The sequence below is a fragment of the Roseibium sp. genome (assembly GCF_039982295.1).
Classification (GTDB): Bacteria; Pseudomonadota; Alphaproteobacteria; order Rhizobiales; family Stappiaceae; genus Roseibium.
This window is the reverse complement of sequence record NZ_JBDWYP010000014.1, coordinates 1-23,054: the sequence shown is the minus strand read 5'-3', so window position 1 is coordinate 23,054 and position 23,054 is coordinate 1. Positions and strand designations below refer to the sequence as shown.

The 23,054-nt window shown below is 55.2% G+C and carries 15 protein-coding genes and 4 pseudogenes; 11 read left to right on the top strand and 8 right to left on the bottom strand.

Annotated features, from left to right (window positions below; translation table 11 throughout):
* A pseudogene (locus ABJZ52_RS02365) lies at positions 1-369 on the bottom strand (transposase); the annotation flags it as partial.
* A 514-nt stretch (positions 370-883) separates the two neighbouring features.
* Here ABJZ52_RS02365 and ABJZ52_RS02360 point away from each other — a divergent pair.
* Entirely contained in the window at positions 884-3,838 is a 2,955-nt protein-coding gene (locus tag ABJZ52_RS02360) for an autotransporter domain-containing protein (protein WP_348188184.1), read from the top strand.
* A 180-nt stretch (positions 3,839-4,018) separates the two neighbouring features.
* On the opposite strand, the gene ABJZ52_RS02355 is transcribed toward ABJZ52_RS02360, so the two are convergent.
* The 3 genes from ABJZ52_RS02355 to ABJZ52_RS02345 form a co-directional block, all read right to left on the bottom strand.
* Entirely contained in the window at positions 4,019-5,461 is a 1,443-nt protein-coding gene (locus ABJZ52_RS02355; protein WP_348407681.1) for an ATP-binding protein, read from the bottom strand.
* A gap of 380 nt (positions 5,462-5,841) precedes the next feature.
* Positions 5,842-7,704, bottom strand: a complete 1,863-nt coding sequence (locus ABJZ52_RS02350; RefSeq protein ID WP_348188183.1) for an adenylate/guanylate cyclase domain-containing protein — start codon at positions 7,702-7,704, stop codon at positions 5,842-5,844.
* Positions 7,701-8,201: a FecR domain-containing protein gene (locus ABJZ52_RS02345; RefSeq protein WP_348188188.1), complete on the bottom strand. Its 501-nt coding sequence runs from the start codon at positions 8,199-8,201 to the stop codon at positions 7,701-7,703. The genes ABJZ52_RS02350 and ABJZ52_RS02345 overlap by 4 nt, the downstream gene beginning before the upstream one ends.
* Positions 8,202-8,731: 530 nt before the next feature.
* On the opposite strand from ABJZ52_RS02345, the gene ABJZ52_RS02340 reads away from it, so the two are divergent.
* The 3 genes from ABJZ52_RS02340 (at position 8,732) to ABJZ52_RS02330 (ending at position 10,723) form a co-directional block, all read left to right on the top strand.
* The gene (locus ABJZ52_RS02340; RefSeq protein ID WP_348188181.1) at positions 8,732-9,532 is read left to right on the top strand and encodes a hypothetical protein; all 801 of its coding nucleotides are present in this window, start codon (positions 8,732-8,734) and stop codon (positions 9,530-9,532) included.
* Positions 9,533-10,208: 676 nt separating this feature from the next.
* Complete coding sequence (locus tag ABJZ52_RS02335) at positions 10,209-10,526, top strand: transposase (RefSeq protein ID WP_348188180.1); 318 nt, start codon at positions 10,209-10,211, stop codon at positions 10,524-10,526.
* A complete protein-coding gene (locus ABJZ52_RS02330; RefSeq protein WP_348188186.1) occupies positions 10,478-10,723 on the top strand; it encodes a transposase in 246 nt (81 codons plus the stop codon). The genes ABJZ52_RS02335 and ABJZ52_RS02330 overlap by 49 nt, the downstream gene beginning before the upstream one ends.
* A 697-nt stretch (positions 10,724-11,420) precedes the next feature.
* On the opposite strand, the gene ABJZ52_RS02325 is transcribed toward ABJZ52_RS02330, so the two are convergent.
* The gene (locus tag ABJZ52_RS02325; protein WP_348188178.1) at positions 11,421-12,011 is read right to left on the bottom strand and encodes a hypothetical protein; all 591 of its coding nucleotides are present in this window, start codon (positions 12,009-12,011) and stop codon (positions 11,421-11,423) included.
* 237 nt (positions 12,012-12,248) lie between these two features.
* Positions 12,249-13,208, bottom strand: a pseudogene (locus ABJZ52_RS02320) (integrase core domain-containing protein).
* A gap of 967 nt (positions 13,209-14,175) precedes the next feature.
* Here ABJZ52_RS02320 and ABJZ52_RS02315 point away from each other — a divergent pair.
* From ABJZ52_RS02315 to ABJZ52_RS02285, 7 genes are all read left to right on the top strand, one after another.
* A complete protein-coding gene (locus ABJZ52_RS02315) occupies positions 14,176-14,865 on the top strand; it encodes a Crp/Fnr family transcriptional regulator (RefSeq protein ID WP_348188176.1) in 690 nt (229 codons plus the stop codon).
* A 2-nt stretch (positions 14,866-14,867) separates the two neighbouring features.
* The gene (locus tag ABJZ52_RS02310; protein ID WP_348188174.1) at positions 14,868-15,110 is read left to right on the top strand and encodes a hypothetical protein; all 243 of its coding nucleotides are present in this window, start codon (positions 14,868-14,870) and stop codon (positions 15,108-15,110) included.
* A 41-nt stretch (positions 15,111-15,151) separates the two neighbouring features.
* Positions 15,152-15,475, top strand: coding sequence for an EscF/YscF/HrpA family type III secretion system needle major subunit (locus ABJZ52_RS02305; protein WP_348188171.1), 324 nt, complete (start codon positions 15,152-15,154; stop codon positions 15,473-15,475).
* A 142-nt stretch (positions 15,476-15,617) separates the two neighbouring features.
* Positions 15,618-17,633, top strand: coding sequence for an EscD/YscD/HrpQ family type III secretion system periplasmic domain-containing protein (locus ABJZ52_RS02300; RefSeq protein WP_348188168.1), 2,016 nt, complete (start codon positions 15,618-15,620; stop codon positions 17,631-17,633).
* Positions 17,634-17,677: 44 nt separating this feature from the next.
* On the top strand, positions 17,678-20,047 hold the full coding sequence (locus ABJZ52_RS02295) for a secretin N-terminal domain-containing protein (RefSeq protein WP_348188165.1): 2,370 nt from the start codon (positions 17,678-17,680) through the stop codon (positions 20,045-20,047).
* 404 nt (positions 20,048-20,451) lie between these two features.
* Positions 20,452-20,898 carry a hypothetical protein gene (locus tag ABJZ52_RS02290; RefSeq protein ID WP_348188162.1) on the top strand — a complete coding sequence of 149 codons (447 nt, stop codon included), beginning with the start codon at positions 20,452-20,454 and terminating at the stop codon, positions 20,896-20,898.
* A gap of 93 nt (positions 20,899-20,991) precedes the next feature.
* Positions 20,992-21,375 (top strand): hypothetical protein, encoded by a 384-nt coding sequence (locus tag ABJZ52_RS02285; protein WP_348188160.1) that lies wholly within the window; start codon positions 20,992-20,994, stop codon positions 21,373-21,375.
* A 40-nt stretch (positions 21,376-21,415) separates the two neighbouring features.
* Here ABJZ52_RS02285 and ABJZ52_RS02280 read toward each other — a convergent pair.
* Positions 21,416-22,075 (bottom strand): annotated as a pseudogene (locus ABJZ52_RS02280) (IS5 family transposase); the annotation flags it as partial.
* Positions 22,076-22,114: 39 nt separating this feature from the next.
* Positions 22,115-23,054: pseudogene (locus tag ABJZ52_RS02275) on the bottom strand (IS3 family transposase); the annotation flags it as partial.

The following is a 23,054-nucleotide window of genomic DNA, read 5'->3' as shown; positions in this document are numbered from 1 at the left end:
CTTAATGCGCAGGTTCAGTTCGAACGCCCGGTAAATCCTCCGGACGCGCTTGTGGTTCCATGCGAAGCCTTTGACATTGCGCAGATAAAGGAAACACAAGCCAAAGCCCCAGGTTCGGTGCGTTGTCGTTAGCCGGACCAGTCAGTCCGCGATCTCGGCATACATCTTTTTCAGGCGGCGGTTTTCTTCGGCCATAGCCTTCATTTCCGCCATCAACGACGCATCCATACCGCCATACTTGGACCGCCAGTTGTAGAAAGTCGCGTTGCTAATACCGAGTTCCCGGCAAAGGTCAGAAACAGGTACTCCGCTCTCTCCCTGCTTCAAAATTGCAAGGATTTGGCTTTCCGTAAATCGTGATTTCTTCATCTCGTTCTCCAAGCGCATCAAAGGCCGGAGAAGTCCAATTTTCAACCTCCTCAGAACCCACAGCTAAACCGCAAAATGCGCAATGGAACCGACAGAGGAGAAGTTTGCGACAGAACTTATCGCCATGAATTGTCAGTCAGAAAAGTAGTTAACACCGCCGACGACAATAATTACAGCGATCTATCAGCTCTCAAACGGCTCTACAACTTGGCAATCTTGCCTCATGTTTCGCTATTGATCGTAGTAATAGCGCGAGAAGTACGCATGAGAGCTAGCGCGAAAATTTGATGCGTGAAGTAATGTAATGCACACGTCTAAATTGAGCTCTGCTTACCCTGTGTCAAATAGCACAGGGTAAGCAGAGCTCAATGTTCTAATTCTTCGAAAAGCTAGATCCTATCAATCCGACATTGGTGCGAAGTAAAAAAAGGTAAAACACCTTTTTCCTAAGCTTAAAATGTGTCGAAATATTATATTTATCGGATCGAGTTAAGTAAGCTAGGAGTTTAATGCATTGACACGCAAGATTTGTGATGCAGATATTGGCAGCCGCGTATACAGCTGTTTTCGGCTCTTGTCGTGTGGCCCACGGCCCACCGCGCTCAAGAAGCGCCTTACGGCTGCCTGTAGCGGTTTGGCAATCATCGTGTGTTCAGGCTATGTCATTGGAGCTGCCAATGCGGAAATCTTAACGGTCGATGGCGAGAGCGACACCCTCACGGAAAACAAAACCTTCGATTCGATCACGGTGGGTGATAAAAAGAAAGAGTCCGACCTCACGGTGGACTCCGGCGCGGTGGTCCAAAGTACGGGCAACATCGTTATTGGAAACAAAAACGTCGTCACCTGCGACCACAAAGGTCAGAATTGCTCATCCAGCCAGAGTTCAGGCGCCGTAAACGTGACCGGCGAGGGAACGCAACTTGCCGCTGATGGTAATCTGACAGTCGGACAGGAAGGCACAGGGACGTTGGGTGTAACAAACGGCGGCTCTGTGCAAGTCGGCGGCGATGTTGTGCTTGGCGCGGTCAATACGGCCTTTTGTGGAGGCAGACAGTGTTTAGTATCCATTGCGTCCGGGGAGGTTGAAGTCTCTGGGGAAGGCTCAAGCTTGTCCGCCGACGGAAAAGTTGTCGTCGGTGACAAGGGGCGCGGAACGCTGTCCGTCAAGGAGGACGGCAGTGTCGACGCTGATCAACTGATTATAGGGCGGGATTCTCAATTTCTTGCAACCGACAGCGCGGTTGAGGTGACCTCAGGCGGCCTCGTCGATGTCCGCGACATTGATGTCAAGACAGGCAGACTTTCCGTGGGCGAAGAAGGAACAGTTGAAACGACGGACTTGACTGTAGAGCAGCTTGGCTCAGTAGATGTGACCGGAGGCGGCGAGGTAATCGCCTCGGGTACGGTCAGCGTCGAGGAGGGAGATCTTTCCGTAGGCGGTGATGACAGTCTGGTCGATACGGATAGACTCAGCTTGACGCAAGGCGCGAGCGCGGATGTGTCGTCCGGCGGTCGGATTGAGGCGGCGACCGCGACCGTAACCGGCAGCTCCGTGACGATCACCGATAAAGGCGGCCTGAACGCGGGCAGTCTTTCGGTGGAACAGGGCGGAACCATTGTTCTGTCAGATGGCGGAATACTCCAGAGTGGGAAAGTGACCCTTCAGACCTCCGCCAGCTTGACCATCGGCGGAGCTTCGGGGGCCGCGGCGACCGGCGCAGGGGCGCTGAAGGGTAAGGACGGTGAACCTGTCGTAATCGCCTTCGATGAAGGCGAGGGCTCTGAAGGGAGCGGTTCCATCGTGCTGAACCACACGGAAGACGATTTTCGTCTCGACGCGACAGTCACCGGCTATGGCTATATTTCGCAGGAAGCCGGATATACGAGTCTCACTGGAGACTTCTCCGGTTTTACCGGCGAAAGCAGCGTAACGGGCGGCATTCTGTCGATTGACACGACCTATGGCGGCAACGTGGGCGTCGCCGACGGAGGAACCCTGACCGGTACCGGCTCCGCCGGTGATGTTGATTTTCAAGAGAGCTCCACTTATCTGGTGAGCGTCGACGACGACGGAGTGCTCGACAGCACGGGCATTGTAACGATCGACGAGGGCGCTTCCGTCCAGATCGATGTTGACGACGATTTCAGCATTAGCCTCTCAGACCCGACCGTCCTGCTGACCGGTGCGCAGATAACCGGTGAGTTTGGTACGCTTGAGGGTGAGAGCGTCGAGGCAATCAACGACAACCACCTGTTTGTTGACCTTGCGCTGGTCTATGATCCGACGTCGGTCGCTCTGACGGGCGAACGGAACGGTACCGCGTTCGCGGACCTGTCGAGAACACCGAACCAGCGAGCGACAGCGGGCGGGCTGGAGAGCTTGTCGCCGGACAACGGTGTGTATGAGGCATTCGCGACGCTGCAGGTGTCGGAAGCTGATGAAGTTCCCGCAATTCTGGATCAATTGTCGGGAGAGTTCCACGCGACTGCTCAAAGCCAGGTTCTGCGGAGCAGCGCGCTCGTGCGCGATGTCATCAGGGCACGAACCCGAGGCTTTTTCGATGACAGTCTGATCGGTAGCGATGTGCAGATCGGAACCCACGGACCCGGTCGCGCGCTGCCGGAAGTGTCGCGAGGCGGATCGATCTGGGCGCAGGCATACGGATCCTTCGCACAGGTCGAGGGAGACGGCAATGCAGCGCGGTTCGACGCCAGCACCGGCGGTGGGTTCGCGGGGATGGAAGGTTACGATGTCCATGGCATGTTGCTCGGCGTGTTCGTCGGCTTCGGGCGAACGGACGTGACCATGACGGACCGCGCATCGAGCGCCAATATCGAAAGCCTTGTCCTCGGCACATATGCCAGCGGTGGCGTTGGACCGTTCAAGGTGCATCTGGGTGGTGCCATCTCACGCGACCAGATCAGTTCGACCCGCAGTGTGGCTTTCTCCGGCTTCGCAGATACGCTCGAGGCGGACTACGCTGCGCATTCGGCTCAGATCTTCGGCGAGATCGGCTACACGATGGAGACGACCTTTGCCAACTTCGCCCCCTTCGCCGGGTTCTCTGCGACACACATGAGAACCCAGAGCTTTTCTGAGGAGGGTGGCGACGCCGCGCTAACGACCGAAACCGGAGCCAATTTCCTTGGCAGCAGCACGCTGGGGCTGAGAACCGAGCGGACCTTCGAAGATTTTCTCGGGGAGGGACGCAGCCTTTCTTTCAACGGATTGGTGGCCTGGCGGCATCGGTTCGGTGACACGACGCAGCAGGTCACCTCTGCTTTCGAGGGCTCGCAGCCGTTCACGGTCTCCGGCGCGCCGATTGACGAAGATACTTTGTTGGTTGAAGCGGGCACCAGCCTCAGGCTGAACGACTGGGCTGCTATTTCCGCAAACTACCGCCGCGAGTTCGGTGGAAAGGCCCAGGAAAACAACGTCGGAGCGCGGCTTAAGTTGACTTTCTGAGCCGCAGGATTTTGATAACCGGCGGGCCCGAAGCTTTGGTGCGGTGCAAGGCCGCGCCAGAGTCTGCGATGCGGGACTGCTTCGACATATCGAGCGAAACGGTTCCGGGAAATCCGTCAGACGGGCGGCTTCAACAGTGCCGGTCGCGATGGTGGTATGACTTGCGCAGAGGTTTGTCTCTCAGTCTGCATCGAAAACCGGCAGACTGAGAGAAACGCGGCCGCCCTCCGGGTGGTTGCTCAGCGTTATGTGCCCGCCGTGGGCTTCCGCCAGGCTGTTGGCAATGGCCAGTCCGAGACCGGCGCCACCGGTCTTGCGCGCACGGGAGGCTTCTGCCCTCACAAAAGGTTCAATCAAAAGCCTGGCGGTGTCATCCTGGAATCCGGGGCCGCGGTCGTCGATGTTGATGTCGATCATGTCTTGGTCCTGTTGTAGTGTGATGCTGCACTCGTTCCCGTATTTGATCGCGTTCTCCACCAGGTTCACCAAAATCCGGCGCAGCGCTACCCTGTCGGCGAGCACCTGATCACAGTCCTGTACGGGACAGTCATCATAGTGTACGTCAAAGCCGATAGAGCGCAGGTCCTGAACCTCTCCGACCAGCCATTCGGCGATGTCGACAATCTGCTGGTCAAGTGAACCGAACCCGGCGCGGGCCGCTAACAATGCATCGTCCAGAAGGGTGATCATGTCATCTATGTCAGCTATCGCGCGTTCGCGTTCGCTTTCGTCCGGAACCGTCTCTACCCTCAGCCTCAATCGGGTCGCGAAGCTGCGAACGTCGTGCTGTATTCCGCCGATCAGCGCCATACGCGTGCGCGTGAGCGTCTGGAGCCTGGACTGAAGACGAAGGAAGGCGTCTCGCAGGGACCTTATTTCGGGGGTAGCGGAGCGAAATTTTGGAAAATCAATGGTTTCACCTGCCGGGTCGATCTTTTCGACCAGTGCCGCGAACTTTCTCAATGGCAACACTTCCCGATGAAAAATCAAAATAGTGAGGAAAGCAAATCCCGCGCCGATGATGCCCGCCGCAGTCCCGGTGGGGAGGCCGAGTGGAGAAACGACGATTGGGACAAGGGAGCGCACGACGAGCATATAATGATCGTCTATAGCAAGCCAGAACGTCAGTGCGCTCGCTGGGTAAGTAAATCCTTGTCGGCCTAAGACCGTGTCGAATGCATCCCTGAATGGGCTGTTCCATGGTAGATTTTCTTCGACGTGGAGTAAACTTTCGCCAAAGACCGAGGAATATTCGCGGACGTTCGGACGTGAATAGGCAGGACCTTGCCCGTCAAACAGAAGCGCATGTCGTGGCAGAATGTCGAGCTCCAGGAAAGGAGATCCTAGAGCATCAAGCAGGGTGTCTCTGTCCTGTGGCTGTGCCGCATTTACCAGTGTGAGAATGGTGGCGATCCTGCCCGGGGACGGATTTACCTCGTTCGCTTTTATTCCTTGTTGAATGTAGTAGTAAGCAACAAAGATCGTCCAAACCATCAGCAATGAACTTATGAAAATTAGAATTGTTCTTAACGACATCGGAGGACCTGTTTCATGAATCGTTGTCGCGAGACTTGCTTGCTCGGATGTTCTCCGGCAGACGTCATGGTTGGGCTGAGACTGCACAACGATGCCGACCGAGTCCCGTTCGCACGGCTTCGATTGATGATGTGAAACGGCTGTCAGGTCAAGGCACGCAGCGGCGGCTGACGAACGGTTAGTCCGCCAGACGTCCGGAGCGTATCGCTCCGGCGCAGGATACCCTGGCCCGGAGAACGAGCGGGGCATGCGTTTGCATTTGCGAGCCTATGCCAAAGCCAATCAAGCGGGATCCAATCGATTGTTCCTGGTTTTGATGCTAGCCTGAATAACTAAAAACCTGCTGGAGCGCCTCCCGCGCTTGCCTACAAGGTGCGCAGTCAGAAAGATGTGAAAATGTCGGCCGGTGGCTGGGGCAAACGAGTATTCTATAGCGTGGCCTGTTCCGGAAGACAGGTGGGGCTTCGTTACCGGCAGCGGGACGTGCTGAAGACGGTCCCCACTTCTGACGCCGTCCATAAACCGATCTCGATCGGCTGTTGCCTGCCTCTCAGCGAAATCGTACGCGTTGACGGAATGATAGGACTGAAAGCGCCTTCGTTCGCCGCGCTTGTGAGATCCCGGGACAGGACCACACATACTCCGAACTGGCGGGCCGCGTCCTGCAACCGGCTCGCCGAGTTTACGCTGTCGCCTGTCGCCGCGACCTGTTGGTGGTACTCATGTCCCAGCCGGGAGATTACAACCGGTCCGAAATGACCGCCGACCCGAACGGAGCTGATGTCGGAGCCTGGCCCGGTAGAGGACAACCAGGAACCGATTTCCCTGACAAGTGCGAAGGCGCATCGGCACGCCCTGGCCGCGTCCGTTCGGCTTTCCTCGAGAATGCCGAACCCGATCATGGCGCCGTCGCCCATAAGGTCGAGAACCACACCATCATGCTTCATTGTCTCATCGACCACAACGGTGTGGAATTTCTTGAGCACCTCGCGTGCACGCGAGGGGCCAAATTTTTCCGACAGGCCGGTGTACCCGGCAAGGTCTAAGAACAAGATCGCCGCGTTTTGCTGCCGCGGCACTTTGAGAAACTCCGGATCGTCTGAGATGCGCGCGGCCAGGCCAGGGGCGTGGAAGCGGCTGAGTGCGTCCCGCGCCCGCGCCATGCGCCGAAAGCGTGCCAAGTCGAAGCCCTGTCTCATCACCGCCGCGACTATGACGGGTGCGATACTCCCGGCGAGCGGCAAGATACCGTTGAACCAGTAACCGTTAGCATAGGCGGCGGCGGTGAACACAAGCCAGCCGACAAGAGCAATTATATAGAGCACTGTCGCCGTGGCCAGGGGCAGAAGGCCCATGGCAAGCATGCCGAAAACGGTGAAGACGAGCGTGACGGCACCGTCCGTTCTTCTTATGGAGCCGTCGCGCTCAAGTCCGGAACCCTGGAGTAAATTCGAGATTCCGGTCGCAAGAACTTCCGCACCTGGAAGGATTGGATCGAAGGGTGTGTTGAAGCGGTCGCCGACGGCGGTCGCCGTTACCGCCAGAACCACCAGGCGTCCGTCAAGGCTGACGTTCTGTTGGGTTCCGCTGAGCAGCTGTGTGGCACTGAGTGTCTTGATGCTCTTTCCGGGACCGTAGTAGCGCAGTGGCAAGTGCCATTTGAGGTCCAGAGGAACCAGATTGCCGCCCACACGGACGGCTTCAAGGGTAAACGACGGTTTTCTGTCGAGGAACAGGCCGGCTGCGCGTAAAGCGAAGGACGGCGAAAGACCGGCTGAAGTCTGAAACACCATCGGCAGGTATCTTGGCGTGCCGCCGCCATCTGTCGATACGTTCACGAGACCCGTCTGTGCTGCGTCTACAAACAGGGGCAAGGGCATCAGTTCCCTGTCCGGTGTTGGAAACGGCGAAGTGCCCGCCTTTCGATCGTTGAACTGACCCGCCGATGCAATCAGGGACGGTAGTTTTTTTAAGGCTTCGGCCAGTCGATTATCCTCGGCTTCTTGTGTGGTGCCCGCCAGAAGGATATCGACCGCGAGCGCACTGGCGCCAGCGGCAGCTATTTTTTCCACTATCTCCGCGACATCACCGCGTCCTAAGGGAAACCGGCCAAGATCGTCGACCGTTTCGTCATCGATAGCGACAATAACCACGTCCGCGGACGGGGTCTGAGGCCCGTTCGCAAGTATTCTCAGGTCCAGAAGATAAGTTTCCAGCCTGTCGATCAGGCTTAAGCGGCCGCTGATGTGGATCTGCGCGAGCCAGATCGCCCAGACGATGCCGCACGCATAGACGGCGGTGAAAAGAACTGCCTGGAATCTTGTGTTCATCGCCCGAAGCGTGCAAGCAATGCTTCAGCTCTCGGCACGCCCCAGCGTACCGGCGCAAAGGGAACTCCGGGCGCTACGTCGGCACCTTCGCCCTGGGTCAAAAGGACGGTTTCCGATCCATTCGCGCGGGAGACGGCAACCTTTCCGCGCACGACAAATACGGACGTCTGCTCCAAGGTAACGTCCACGATGTATTCGGTACCCCTGACGGCAGCGATCGCATGTGGTGTCCGAATCTCGAATGCCCCCCCCCCTGGCGGCAGCTGGATCAGCACGGCGTCGTTCTCCATCCGGACGACTTGCGGCGACCCTGCGCCAGCATTTATCTCAAGAGCCGCGGCTGCCTCGGATTCCAAAACAAGACCGTTTGCGCATTGATAAATGGTTCTTGGCGGATCCACCGCCTGGCTTTCGACGCATCCGGCAAAGTTTTGTGCCGAACCCGCAGAAATCGATACGGCAACCATTAGCGATGCAAGCGATAGAAACCTTAGCATTTTTCTCAAGTCACCTGTCCCGAAATACAAAGTTGTTCTGTCAAGCTTACTCAAATGAGCCTCAATCCAGCTAAGTTATGATGCTTTCTGTGTCTTTCAACGGGTCCTCATACGTTTTGCAGCGGTTGTTGAGAGAGGAACTTTCAATCGGCTATTTAAAACATAAATAGCGTTCGCTGAAACTTCGCCCGGAGCTGCGCCGACAAGGACATTTTTATCGTCGGGTAAGGGAATTTCAAGCGCTCGAGGGTTGCGTTCGTGGAAATGGGGTACCCCTCCCTCTAACGGAGTGTCGACCTCACGGTTGCAAACCATGAGAATGTTGCGTTCTTGTCAAGCAAATATAGTGTTAAAAATTACAATGCGGAAGCAGGGTCGATTGTACTGATATGGACCTTCGCTCGTTCTAGAAAGTATTTTCCGATGAACGAACGATGGGAAGTCGAAAAGGACTATGTTTCGGGCGTATGTCGCCGTCACAGGCCGCTCGGTCCAAAGACTTGTGTTCAAAAAATAAAGGTGATGCCGAAATGTCAGATGTCGATTCAGTACCGGATACCCAGATGATCAGATTTGATAATCTTGACGATCCCTTCGCGCCGGTTGAAGAGACCTCGGAAGGGGGAGAGTTCCTTGGCAGGGAGGTGGAGATGCCGGAGCGGCCTGAAAAGAGAAAAACAGACACCTGTGCCATCGGTCGCATGAAGAAGGGAAAGGGAGCCCTCATCTTTCCTAACACTGGCGTGATAAATGAGGCCCAGGCCTCGGGTGGCGAGGCGCTGGCGCGTTTCGAAGACCGGAATGCGCTGAAGCCGACCAACCAGTCGAGCAGTTACAGTTTGTTTAGGCGCAACAAACCAGGCCGTGTGACCAAGGCTGCGCGGGCTGTTGAAGCAAGCCAGGAGACGCTTGAGCGCAAGAAAAAGCGCTACGATGACAAGTCGGGAACATTGTTGAACGCCGGTTTGAAACAGCGTGCCAGCAGCAGCAATAGGGTCTTGAAAAAGTACAACGCAGGAATCCTGGCGATCAAGGCATCCTCCGTCAACAGGAAAGCCGTGCGCACCGAGAATGCGGCAAGTGACGCGCAATATTGCGCCAAAGTACTGGAAACAGAGATAAAAAGGGAAGATTTGCGTCCCGCCGCTAAAGATAATACCGAAGGACAACGTACTTCGGAAAGTGGCGTGAACAAGAAGAAAGCCACCATTCTTCAACGCATGTTGGGAAAGCTTATGCAGTCTCGTTCGCGTGACAACGCGACATCGACGGAAGACACCCCGAGAACGTCTGTCAGGAACGAGAATACGGGGTCGGAATACTCAATCTAGGTCCTGTCGTCGATAAGGGATTGGAACTGATTGCGCGCAAAAGTTGTCCTGTTTCAAGAGGCGAAACCGCAGAATAAGGGGCATCCCTTATGAGCTTTCGCGACGTCGAAGCCGGTAATTTGCGCCAAAACCTCTAAAGCATGTTGCGTTTGGACGGAAAAATAGCATCGCTTTTCACGTTGGAGCTCTAGGTTCCCTGAAGTGAAAAGCGATGCCGATAAAATGCGATTTCCCGTGGCGGATTTCGGTCCAAGATACGTAGATATTCGCTACCGCCAGGAGGCCGAAATCCGGCACGCGCCGGGGTCGAAACTTGGTCGCACGCTCGTCTTGGGGCTCTTCGCCTCCAACCGGAAAATGGGATGCTCTGCGCAAGGGGCTGCGCCGGCAGGCGCAGCCCCTCGTTTGTGGTTGCAATAATGCATAGCGTAATTCCGGCAGCCCTTCTCTGGAGCCTATTGGTTTTGCCCTTTTGAACTAGGTGCTGTTGACAAAGTGGATTCCCAAATCAGTTGAGCTGTGATTCAAGACTGTCCTTTGGGAGGTGGTCTTGGCCAATGCTGTTTATCGGGGCGATTTAACAGACGTGGAATGGGAATTGATCGAAGCGTTGCTTCCTTGAGAGTGGGGTCGAAAGTCCCGCCCGGCACAAGATAACCGTCGTTATCTGAACGGCATGTTGCATGTCCTGCGTGTTGGCTGCCCTTGGCGGGACATGCATGAACGCTACGGGAAATGGAATTCGGTCTATGTCCGGTTCCGCCGGTGGGCAGAGCAAGGTGTTTGGGACGGTTTGCTGGAAACGCTGGTGGATCTCGGGCTCACCGATGACTGGCAACACATGATCGATAGCACCACAGTCCGCGGCCAAAGTCAGGCAGCAGGCGCTAATGGGGGACTCATAAGGAGGCTTTTGCTCGATCACGCGGCGGCTTTACGACGAAAATCCAAGCCCGAACAGATGGCCAAGGACGTCCTCTCGGCTTTGTCCTGACGGGTGGCGAAGCATCAGACTACTGCGCCGTTCCTGATCTCTTGGACATGCCTTGTGGCAAGCCCCGCCTGTTTCTGGCTGACAAAGGCTACGATGGGGATTTCGTGCGTCAAAGCCTTCTGTTGGCTGGTATCAATCCCGTCATTCCGCCAAAGTCAAACCGCAGGGAACCGATACCTTGCGACTTCCGGGCCTAAAAGGACAGGAGCCATATCGAGCGCATGTTCAACAAGGTCAAGCGATTCCGTAGGATCGCCACACGCTACGACAAGACCAAGGCGTCCTTCGCCGCGTTCCTAAACTTGGAAGCCGCACGCCTGTGGTTACGAGACTTTGTCAAAAGGGCCTAGCTTGCGACAATACTTAGCGGTGATCTCGAAAATGCCGATCGCCACGTTCACGAAACTCAGCTGTATGATCTCGTGGCAGCCGTCTTCTGATCCATAACCGGTATCCTGTGGGAGTTTTACTCTCCGGCAACCCCGGGGCTATTCAATCAAGCATCCTCGTTCCATTCGGAGGAGGGAGGAGGGTAAAACTTGTACATCGCTCTAGAAGGATCGTCAGGCGACCCCCATGCTTTCTCGAAAGCACTTTCTCTATATTTGCCGGGACGAACCGCAATATCCCACCTATTCCAAATCGATTCCATTTCCCGAATCCGGTGTTTCCCGAAATCGTCGTAATCGCCCATATTGTCGCCGCCGTAGTTACCCAGAATATGCGGAGGAAGCTGATCGCGCTTACGAAATAGAACTCGTCCTCCCCAACTACAGGCTCCCGAGCCGGTTTTCGCCACGGAACTGCGGACATAACTAGAGCATTTCCCAAGAAGTCTGAATCGGAGCCTCCTTGGAGGCTCCGATTCTTAGAAAAAGATCGAAGAAATAGAGTTTACCTGAAGAACTCGCCGTACCACGGGCCTAGGCCGCCAGAGCTCTCTTCCTGCGGAGGAGTGTAGCCTTCGTTCCTTTTTACCCACGCGTCCATAACTTCCTCTGCATGGTCTCTTATCTTCGACCATTCATTGACGAAGGTATTGCGCGCTCTCTTCTCGGTAGCTACAAATTCGGCTATTTCCATGTGAGCTTTCATGTGTGAAACATGTTTATGGCCCTTTTCTAAGCGAGCGATTTCCTTCTCGGCTGCGGCTTTCTTCTGGTCAATTTTCTGTTGTGCTAATTTTTCAACGAATGGGATACCGCCCTCAATCACATCTTCAACGTTAGAGTGACGCTCGAGTGTTTTGGACAAATCATGAAGGGTTTGTTGTGAAAGCTTCGGCTTCTTGGGGCGCAATGCGCTCCAGTCCTTGGGCGTCGGATCTACAGGCTTGAGCACTACGGTCACCGGAGGCCTTACCACTTCGATCGGATGTATATTTCCTCCCCGACGGTTTTCCATCATTTCTTCAGCCACGGGTATAGCAACCCTGATGTCTTCTAGTCCGCCACGACTGTCCGTCTTTGCAGCCGATGCGTTCATCTTAGAGTTTACCTGCGTTGACATATCGCCATCGTTGCCATTATCGCTGCAAAATTTCCGCACGAGATACCCCCTGAAGTCACTCGGGGCATTTATAATGAAGCGGTAATTCGAGTAGTTGACATTGTAAGACCTTACCGTTTTTGAAGGTTGCCAAAAGATTCTCTGAATGCGGTTAAAGAAAGTGACACGAAGAACGGTGGGCGTGTGTACTGTTTGTGACCTGCGGCTGACCTTTTATCCAGCTGCGATTTGAGCCTGATTGGTGTTTCCGCCATTCGGCGCGGGTTTGAGCAATCGCATGTCGCGCGGAGCTGTCAGATCGCGTGTCGGGTCGGGCGATTGCGGTGGTTAGTGTCCGGGCGTATTCGGCCGGGGTCTGGTAATCGAATGCCGAGTGTGGGCGTTCGGTGTTGTAGTCGGTAATCCAGGCAGAGATCACGATCCGCGCATGAGCCAGGTTGCGGAGCAAGGTCTCGTTGAGCAGTTCGTCACGCAAGCGACCGTTGAAACGCTCGACGAAGCCATTCTGCATCGGTTTGCCCTGCGCGATGTAGTGCCACTCGATCCGGTACTCCGAACACCACCGCGAGATGGCGTTCGGAGTCAGTTCCGTTCCATTGTCAGAGACAACCATTCCCGGCCTTCCGTTTGCGCACGATCAGGCCTTCTTCGCGGTAGGACCGATGATGCGCTTGATGTCGGACGGCTCCCCTTCACGCCGCAACAGAACGAACAGGCGCCGACAGCCAAACCGCCGTCGTTCATTCGCCAAAGCCCGCAGGCGGCCACGCAGCACCGTGTCTGGTGGACGCTGCGCCTGGTAGCGGACCATTTTACGATCCGCCCCGGCAATTCGGCACTCCCGCCGTTCCGAGAGCCCGAGCAGGGACGTCAGATGCGCGATCACCTCGCGCTTCACGGCAGGCGTCACCACTTTCTTGAAACCAGTTCCGTCATCGCCGCCAGGTCCAGCATCTGCTCGGCCAGAAGCTTCTTCAGCTTGGCGTTCTCATCTTCGAGCGCCTTCAGCCGTTTGGCTTCTGACGCTGTCATGCCGCCGAATTGGGCCTTCCCATCGCAGAAGGTACCTTCCGACATGCCGTGCTTGCGACACTGGTCCGCGCACTTCGCGCCTGCCTCGTGCTCGGCCAGGATGCCGATAATCTGCTCGTCTGTGAATCTCGTTCGCTTCATTGTCCGTCCTCTGGATGGGCCGGACTCCAATCAACAGTGGGGGAAAATCCCGTGCAAGTCAGTGGCAGGAAGGTCGGACCAACAGCCCGGGGGGGGGGGAGCATGGCGCGTCGGTTGCCAAAAATGCGCGCCTCAGGAGGCGCAGGGCCGCATTCCCCACGCCTCCGGCGCAAGCTGTGCTTCAGACGCTTGCCCTTTGACATTCGACCCGAACAAACTCGCAAACGTATGCGAAACGCTCTTTTCTGGAGCGGCTCCATCCTGGAGCTGAGATGATTCCATCGACTGACATCTGAGAGATAGAGGCTTTCGGGAGACTCCGCGGTGCCAAATAGTACATTAATGGTGAAATTGCAGGTGGCATCGGACTGGAACAGTCTCTGGCCGCGGCCCTTCACGCGGACATCTGCGGCGGACGCTCCCTCAATCGTGCCGAATTGTAGTGTGCCGACAATCACACGTCATTCCCGCGTGCTTCGTCTAAATAAATCCGTGTGACCGACAAACGGCGAAGCGGGGAGCGCATCATGGCGATTTTGGGGCTGCTGCCCGGGTTGCCGCGGCAATAGCGGTCGCTTCTTGGGTGCGAGTTTATCGCCGTGGGCAGAATGCTTGGCCTGGTGTGCAATCGGCCAGAAAAATGTTCTCAGGTCTGAAGTGTTTGAATTAACTTTCGTTACCAACGCTATTTGCGCTCGATACTGAAGGCAAGAAAGAGTTAGTGCGAGAATCGAAAGTAGTTAACAAGTCGTTAACGAGTGTTCAAGATCACATATCCTTTGGCCGGTTTCTGGCGAAACCTGTGCCGCAGGGACAGATGGGCGTGCAAGACGGGGAAGGTCGGTGCCGCTAGCGGGAGTCGTGGTTGAGTGTCGCCAGGGTTGATGAAATTGAAGGCCGCATGGCGAGACGCTCAACTGGTTGCAGTAGCAATCCCTCGTGAGAAGGAAAGCAACGGATAAATGGCATGTTTCACTGGCCAAAAGAATTGAACTCTTCGCTCGGTAAGCTGGAGGACGACTTGCTCGCGAATGCGCGGCGAAATGTTCTTCCGGACGGAGGTGTGATCTATCTGCAGGATGACCCCGCGGATGTGTTGTTCATTGTTGTGAGCGGCTATGTCCGGTTGTCTTACATCCTCGAAGACGGCACCTCAATTCTTTATGCGGTCGTTCCGCCGGGCAACAGTTTTGGCGAGTTGGGGGTGCTGGATCGGTCCGTCTACCAGGATACGGCTTCGGCGATTGGTCCCGTCAGCTACCTAACATTGCGCGCCGATCTGTTCCACAGCGGCTGCTCTGACGGTGCCAAGCTTATGCGTGGGCTCAACGACTTGGTTGTTGAAAGGTACAAAACATACATCGAGTCGACAAAGGTTTTGTATATGGGAAATCTGACATCTAGGCTCGGTCTTTCAATTATACGTCTAGCGCAAATGATGAAGCAAAGAATAGTGTTGGATGAATCTGAGTATGAATACCTGGGGCCAGTCGTAACGCAAAGCGATTTAGGATCTATGGCGCGCGGAACGCGTGGGAATGTGAATAGAATACTTAAAAAATGGCAGCAAAGCGGTCTTATTACGATAGTCGACAGAAAGATCATTTTGCTGAAACCGAGGCAGCTTGAGCAGGAATGCTTCGCACTAGGAGGATAAGGATGGATAGAGAGCGCGCATTTGGAGAAGACACAATGCCGGGTTTTGGGATGACCGAACTTGAAGAACGTCTGTGCGCGAAGGGCGGTGGAGACCTTAAAAAACAGATCGCTAACGACCTTGCCGAAAAGGCGTCTCTCATCGAGTTGAAAATGAAGAACGGTCTCAATCGCGAGGAGTTCCAGCAGGCCAAGGTCGTTCACAAGGCGTTGGTTGCGGCTTGCTGCGTCATTAGCAAATATTGACGTTTTTTCATGCAACGCAACGCAGCAAAAAGGAAGTTAATATGCAAGACACTTCAGGAAGTTGGAACGTTCCGGCATCGTTTCCCGATACGCCGACGCTGCCGGGTGGCGCTGAAGACGGAAAGGACTTCGAGTTTCGGGACGGTTTCGATCTAATTTTCCGTCAGACCGAACTGCAGAACCAGATTGCTGCAATCGAAGAAGACATCAGAAACATCGAGCAGAACACCAACCTGTCCGACACGGAAAAGATGTTTTCGATGCAGATGGCGATGAACTCATGGTCCGCGGTGACGAACCTGCGGACCAACATGCTGAAATCGGTTTCCGATTCCCTGAAAACTATCGCTCGAAACGTCGTTTAGTAGCGACGCGTGTCAGGTGCAACTCCTGACCTTTGCGGTCTGCGCTCCCGGGCAACACCGGGGGCGCTGGCTGAAGCCAAGTAGGCGGTTCTCGTCCAGAAAATTGTCGTAGGTCTACGGCCCAAGTATCCGGATTATTGTAATGATTGGCTTGAAGGACATCAAATCAGCTCAAAGGACCGGCAGTCCGCTGATTCTGAAGGCGATCACGGGCACGCAAGCCGGTGTTGAGGTGTTGCTTGAAGATGGAGAGTATGTCCTAGGATCCGGTCCGGACGATGATCTCCAGTTCGTCGACGTTTGCCTTAAGACCGGGCACGCTCGCATAAGAGTTGAAGACGGCAAGGCAAGTATTGCGGGTGGCGCCGGCCAAGTGATGGCTGAAAACGGCCTTGTCGCCGACGCAGGCGCCGACGACTGGCGCAATCTCGGTTCGCTGGAAGTAATCACCATAGGTTCGACCGACTTTGCCATCGGGGCCGAAGACGACAATTGGGCGGCGTTGTTTGCCGCGCAGTTTCAAGAAAAGCAGAACGCTGGACCGCTGTTTAGCAGGTGGACGGTTCGCAACCTGAATCGGTCCTGGATCAGGCAAGGAGCGATATTTCTTGTGTCTTGCGCGGTGGTCGGTACCGCGGTCGGTGCAGGTTCCGGCCTTTTCGGCGGCGACACTGGTATTGCCAGCGCGGATCGAGAGCAGCTCGTCGCCTCCCTGAAAGCCCGCATCAATGAATTGCCGTTCTCCGGTTCGATCTCGGTCGTGCCCGAAGTCGATGGCACTATCTATGTCAGCGGTCATGTAGAGGAATTCGTCCAGCGCAGCGCGATCCTGAACATCGTCGAAGACATAGATCTACCGATAAAACCGCGGGTCTGGATTGTCTCTTCCATCCGTCGGCAAATTGAGGCCGCGATCAAAAGCTTTGAGGTGGATGTCACATTCGAGGTCTCTGAAGAAGGCGTTGTTTCGATCGATGGCACAATTCTCTCGGAAAATGAAGCGGATCGGTTCCGTCACTATATCACACGCGAGATTCTCGGGGTATCAGCCGTAGAGTTCCGGGTCAGTACCGCAAACTCCTATCTGGGAGAAGTGAAGGAGCTTGCGAAACGGGCGAGACTCGACGAAGCAGTCCTGCTTCAGTTGTCCGGGCAGCGCATCGAGGCGAGTGGTGTTGTGACCACCGGCAAGCTCGATGCGTGGATCGGTTTTATTCAGACTTACGCACGGCGATATGCGGAAAAAATTCCGCTTATCTCATTTGTGCAGATCGTCGATGAAAACGGCAAGGTTATTTCCTCCCGACCGACTCTTCTCGATCCCGGTGGCTGGGGCGGTTCAGATGGCGCTTCCGGCCTAAGCCTGGAGCAACTCAAGAACGGCAAACTCGGCGCGGGCGACTTGATGCTTGACGAGGATGCGGCTGCCCTGCTGCAGGTGGACAGTTCCGCCCCAACCGAGGACAGTGACCGACGGTTGCCTGTGGTCAGCGCGAGCCTGACCGGTGTGAATACCAGGCCATTTGGCCCAGCTCCCGGTGAAAGTGCAACCCGGTTGTTCCGCTCCGGTGGCGGGTACAGTAACACCGTCCAACTTCCTCTGGTTACCAATCCGACCGACCCGGCTTTGCGTTGTTGGGAGGACTCGAGGTTGACGGTTTTCGATCTTGTGGAAGTCGTCAGTCTGGTCGACCAGTTGAGCGAGAGCAAGACCAAGTCTCTGGTCGATCTGGATCAGACCGTTCAACTGCTAGTACTGGAAGCCGCGCTTAATCCCACGCGCACACGACACTGCTCGGGGCGTCTTGACGACATCGATGAGCGCAATTCCGTTCTAAATTCCTCCTCTCTTGTTGAGATGGAAAGGAACCCTTTCTTCATTCGCTATCTCGTTCGAGACTTCGTTCCGCCTGCAATTGCTGTGTCAGGCGTAATGGTTCGCGGTTCCGAGCGTTTCATCCAGACGCCGGACGGGACAAAAATTCGCGAGGGAACGTCCCCAGACGAATACAGCAAGCTACTTAGTATCGGGTGGATGGGCGCAATTATACAGTATGATAACTACGTCTCTCCCTTAATCTATCCGAGAAACATGGACTGGAAAGTAATTAGTTTTGATCCAGTTCTAAATAATCCAATTACTTCCAAGTCCAACTAGTTTGTATTTTTCTTGGGGGAATACTTCTCAAACTGGAATATAGAATGAAATCAGCGCAAAAGACGCGAACTTCTTCTTTTAAAAGAATTGCGGCTATCGCCCTGGTGGCGGTATTCGCTGCTGCGTGCGCAAAAACCGCCAAACAGGAAGGAGACGATGTCGGCAAAAGTCAGAGAAGCTTTCTCGATCTATCCGGAAACTCCGTTCTGGCAAATGATCTGCAGCATGTCGAAACGGGCGAACTGGATGTTTCGCGCGTCAACGGCATGGATCCAACCAGCCAGGGCATCGGATTCGTGGGGGTTTTGCAGAACCAGCCGACGACGTTTTCGGTCAGCGCGAATGAGATCAACCGAAATATCACCGAACTCGGCCAGGTCGGAGCAGGAATGGCCAACCCGAATGAAGCTGTGACAATCGCACTCGACAACGAACCTCTAGGTTATGTTGTGAGACAGCTTCTCGGCGGTATGCTGTCGGCAAACTTCGTTGCTTCTGAAGAGCTCACCGGGTTTGTAACGTTCAAAACCGAAACTCCGGTTCCACGCTCCTCCATACCGTCCATCCTGCGCGACATTCTCGCGCACTACGGCTATGTGATGAAAATCATCAACGGTGTTTACCATATCGGACCCGCCGCCACATTAGTTGCAATGGAGCTGAATGCGGCGGCTGGTGAAATCGGCGACATCAAGACACGGGTACTCCAGCTCGAAAACGGCAATGTGGAGGAAATAGCTCAGGCGGTCACGCAGATCCTGCCGGCGGGTTCAACGATCACTCCGGTGGTTTCCAGCAATTCTCTGGTGCTTCGGGTGAATCCTTCAGATGAACAGGCCGTTGTCGATCTGATCCGCGCCATTGTCGGGAATTCGGGTGAGAACGAATTTATCGCTGTCATACCGCTGCGGCAAAGCCCACCCGAAGTGGTCGCGGATGCAGTGGTCGGATATTTTGAGAATTCCGGAAAATTCGGAACGCAGATCCCGCTGGTCATTCCGCTGGATGATCAACAGTCTATTCTTGTTGTCGCAAAGAGCCAGCAGGTCATGAACAACATGCGGACCCTCGTGCGGGGACTGGACAAGGAAAACCAGAATGCGACCTCTTTGCGCATTATATCTCTCAAGAACTTGCCAGCGGAAGAAATTTCAGCTCAGTTGAATGCGATTTTTGCGAACACCGGCGGCGCGCTTCCGGCGTATGAGCCTGACCCTTCAAGGGACCTTCTGACGGCGTCAATTCCGGCTGACGACCCGGGTCAGGAAAGAGCCGACGCATCGTCGATTTCCGCGCCGGCGATCATTCGCGGAACCGATCGCGAGGGTGGAGGAGCAGGTTTTGGCAATGGTGTCCGGCAGGCTGCGAAACGGAAACTCGCTGGAAAACTGGAGCGCCTGGGCAATGCACGAGTCCAGACGGAAGACAGCGTATCGATCGTTCCCGATGTCAGGAATAACGCCCTTCTTGTACGCTCGAGTTTCAGGGAATTCAAACGTATTCGCGAAGTCGTTCGCACACTTGACGTCCCATTGGCGCAGGTGGTCATAGAAGCGACGATCGTCGAAGTCTCTTTGAATGACCGACTGAAGTACGGTGTGCAGGCGTTTCTGAACGGCGAGGGAATTAAGGTAAGATCGTCGAAATTCCCCGATCCGGTTGACACCGGGGAGCCTGGTGCGGTTGCGCTGTTCGACGTCGATTCTGTTGACGGAACCACAGCATCCTTCGTTCTGGAGGCCCTGCAAACGGTGACCGATATCAGAGTGGTATCCTCACCCTATCTCACGGTACTTGATGGAAAGGCAGCGCGACTGTCTGTCGGCGACCAGATTCCGTTTCTGGTTCAACAAACGAACGCGAACGAGACCGGTACAACCACGACGACCAACCAGATCGAAGTGAGGGACGTAGGTGTAATACTGCAGGTCACGCCGAATATTCGTCCGGATAACTCGGTGTTGTTGAATGTTCAGCAGGAGGTCAGCTCTGCCAAGACCAGTGGTGGCGGCGAGAACCTTACTCCCATCATTTCTCAACGCACGATTAACTCCGATGTCGTGATCGAGTCCGGGAAAATGGCTCTGCTCGGTGGCCTGATCCAAAGCCGCCGGGAGCAGGTTACCAACAAGGCTCCGATGATCTCAAAGGTTCCGGTAGTCGGCAATCTCTTCAAGCAAACCGACGAGGTGAAGGACAGGACCGAATTGCTCGTGATGATCACACCTCGTGTGGTGCGTCGGTCGCACCAGCTAGATGAGGTTACACGGCTGCTGCGATCTCGTTCGGCTGGTCTGAATACGGGTTTCTCTGACACGTCCAAGCAGCTTACCGATTTCAAGCCGGAAGCAAAGATCGGGAAGCCGTCAAAACTGCCGTTCCTGAACGTGCTGGGGAACATGAAGATCTATTGATCCTAGCGCCCTGCTCCCTTCAGGGAGCGGGGCGGCTTTCATCAACACCCTGAAAGTCCAAGTGCCGCCTCATTCTCCTGCAGCCACTGTCGCCCGACAGCGGCCTGTGCCTTGTGTCAGCAAAGGTTGCAATTTCATTAGACACTCTCCGTATTCACACTGTTCCTGTGCCGAACGGCACATCACATCGGTGGCCGCAGTGTCCATATGAGACTAGATGGATCAGGTCAAAGGCAGCCTTGGAGCAGATCTTTAAACACTGTCTGCGTAGCGCGCACTTGTCCAAAATCGATTCAAAACTAGAGTAGGGAGTCGTAATGTCTGTAGATTTCGAAGCAACCCGGGCGCGACGATCCGGGGAGCCATTTTTTTTGCATTTCCTCCAAGCCTTGGCACTTTTGTCCTTGACTACGTTCGTTGTCCTGATCGTCGCGGCCCATGCCGTTCCGGAAGCATCGCGGGAAATCAACGGGCGCGGTGTTTCTGAAAATGTGTTCAGCGCCAAGAACGCTTGCGTGTCGAGCGAACCTCAGAACGCTGAATTCTCGGAGTTCTGCCAGGAAGTCTTCCAGATCTCGCGTCAGGGCATGTTTCTGAAGGCGCGAACTGAGATCCCGCATTCAGCGCTTGCGATTTTCAGGGACAAACATCACGCGCTTTACCGGTATCTCCGCATAGACGGCAATGCCTATGAATTATTCGGCGAAGCAGAAAGCATGTTGGTCAATCGAATTGCGGCCTATTCGCATGCGGAATGCGAGGTTAGTACGGGCCAAATTGCGGGTATCGCTGGCTTTGTTGCAATTAACTGGTCCTTTGCGCCGTCCATTCACCCGACCTGCGATAGCTAGTTGCAGCCAATCAAAATCATTGAGTGGGATTTATTGGCAGGGTAGTCGTTCTTTCTCTGGGCAATGTCTCGGTACCACAGAAATTCTTTCACGATGCAATCATTGTTTTCAGATCGGTCATTTACTGCCGTTCGGGAGTTCTCCAGAAACCTCGGTCTTGGAGATGTTCGTCCTGTCGAGGACGGCAGCGTTTCGTTCGAGTTCGATCAAGCCGGCACTTTCTCGATTACGCCCGCACGCGATAAGGAGCGCATGTTGCTGAGTCTGACGCAAGACAAAGGCCGTTTGCTTGCTGATGATCTCAAGGGTCTCTTTTTTCTTTCAGGCTGGGATTCCATCCTCGAGGCGCCGGTTAGTGCCGGTATGAGTTCCAAAGGTGAGGTCGTTTTGGTGGTGTCGCTCGGGGTAGAACGCCAAACGCTGCAAACGATTGAACTTGCCCTGGACCGGCTGATCCAGTTGCACGGAGCCAATTGAAGTGGTCCCGAAATTCGGGACAGGTTTCTAGGGTCCAGACTCATAACCAGTAGCATACGGTTGCCGCGAGGCAGAGGGACGACAGAAAGTTTTTGGCGAGGCGGTCATAGCGTGTTGCGATCCTGCGAAGCTCCTCGAGCCTGCCGAACATCCTCTCGATGACGTTTCTGCTCTTGTAAAGGTATGGCGAGAAACAGTTTTTCGATTTTCGTGTTTTGCGGGGCGGGATGTTTGGCAGAGAACTGCGCGCCTCGACGGCTCGGCGGATCCGGTCACTGTCGTAGCCTTTATCGCCATGCAGAACGCCGTTTGTCGGAACGAGCGGCAAGAGTGCCTCAGCTCCTGTGAAGTCCGAGACATTGGCTCCCGTCAGGTGGAAGGGGATTGGGAGTCCCTTGTGGTCGCTCAGGGCGTGGATTTTTGTTCCCGAACCACCACGAGCTCGGTCCAGGGCATGGGCTTGAGCCCCCCTTTGCCGCCATGGGCGACCCGATGCGCCCGAACGGCTGTATTGTCGATCATCACTTCCAGAACAGGACCGCCGGTTTGGGACAATGTGTCGAAGATCCCTGTCCAGACACTTTTCTCCGACCGGCGGACAAAGCGATTGTAGAGGGTTTCCCTCGGCCCGCAGACCCCCGGTGCATCGACCCACCGACTTCAGAACATGAATGATGCCGCTGATCACCCGCCGGTCATCGGTAATCACCCCATTTTTCGTGGGTTTTAAAACTGGACTTCAGGCCGCTGTTTTGAGTTTCATTGCGGGTGTGATGCCGCCGATGGCCATGTTGGGCCGCTCGTTGTTGTATGTCCATAGCCAGCGTGTGGCGTGGTCCTGTGCCTCCTCGATCGCTTCGAATATGTATTGTCCGAGCCATTCATGGCGGACGGTTCGGTTATAGCGCTAGACATAGGCGTTCTTTTGCGGTTTGCCGGGCTGGATGTATTCCAAGCCGATCCCACGTCTCGATGCCCATATTTGCAGGGCGGCACTGACGTTTTCCGGACCATTGTCCACCCGGATGTTCAACGGCTGTCCGCGCCATTCGATGATCCACTCCAGCGTGCGGATAACCCGAAGGGCCGGAATGGAAATGGCCACTTCAATGCCCAGGCCCTCACGGTTGAAGTCGTCCAGAACGTTCAAGGTCCTGAAGCTGCGTCCGTCGGCCAACTGATCGGACATGAAGTCCATCGACCACGTCATGTTCGGGCCATCGGGCACAGCCAACGGTTCCGGCTTTTCCCGAACCAGACGTTTCTTCGGCTTGATGCGCAGGTTCAGTTCGAGCGCCCGGTAAATCCGCCGGGCACGCTTGTGATTCCATGCGAAGCCTTTGACATTGCGCAGATAAAGGAAACACAAGCCAAAGCCCCAGGTTCGGTGCGTCGTCGTTAGCCGGACCAGCCAGTCCGCGATCTCGGCATTCTCGTCACTGAGTTTGCGCTCATAGCGATAACAGCTCTCGCTGATCTGGAAAGTGCGGCAGGTAAGCGCAACGCAGCGGACTGCACTGGTGGCCATCTCTTTGCGTTGAGACGGCCTCAAGGCGTTCAGCCTTGTGCTCGAACCAATGGCGCACTGGCGGCCTCAATTCCCAGAGCATCCTTCAGCAGCTCATTCTGCATTGCCATCTCGGCATACATCTTTTTCAGGCGGCGGTTTTCTTCGGCCA

Coding starts and splice junctions, on each gene's coding strand:
- ABJZ52_RS02350 (WP_348188183.1), bottom strand. CDS start 7,704: ATGAACACAAGATTCCAGGCAGTTCTTTTCACCGCCGTCTATGCGTGC.
- ABJZ52_RS02345 (WP_348188188.1), bottom strand. CDS start 8,201: ATGCTAAGGTTTCTATCGCTTGCATCGCTAATGGTTGCCGTATCGATT.
- ABJZ52_RS02340 (WP_348188181.1), top strand. CDS start 8,732: ATGTCAGATGTCGATTCAGTACCGGATACCCAGATGATCAGATTTGAT.
- ABJZ52_RS02335 (WP_348188180.1), top strand. CDS start 10,209: ATGTTGCATGTCCTGCGTGTTGGCTGCCCTTGGCGGGACATGCATGAA.
- ABJZ52_RS02325 (WP_348188178.1), bottom strand. CDS start 12,011: ATGAACGCATCGGCTGCAAAGACGGACAGTCGTGGCGGACTAGAAGAC.
- ABJZ52_RS02315 (WP_348188176.1), top strand. CDS start 14,176: ATGTTTCACTGGCCAAAAGAATTGAACTCTTCGCTCGGTAAGCTGGAG.
- ABJZ52_RS02310 (WP_348188174.1), top strand. CDS start 14,868: ATGGATAGAGAGCGCGCATTTGGAGAAGACACAATGCCGGGTTTTGGG.
- ABJZ52_RS02305 (WP_348188171.1), top strand. CDS start 15,152: ATGCAAGACACTTCAGGAAGTTGGAACGTTCCGGCATCGTTTCCCGAT.
- ABJZ52_RS02300 (WP_348188168.1), top strand. CDS start 15,618: ATGATTGGCTTGAAGGACATCAAATCAGCTCAAAGGACCGGCAGTCCG.
- ABJZ52_RS02295 (WP_348188165.1), top strand. CDS start 17,678: ATGAAATCAGCGCAAAAGACGCGAACTTCTTCTTTTAAAAGAATTGCG.
- ABJZ52_RS02285 (WP_348188160.1), top strand. CDS start 20,992: ATGCAATCATTGTTTTCAGATCGGTCATTTACTGCCGTTCGGGAGTTC.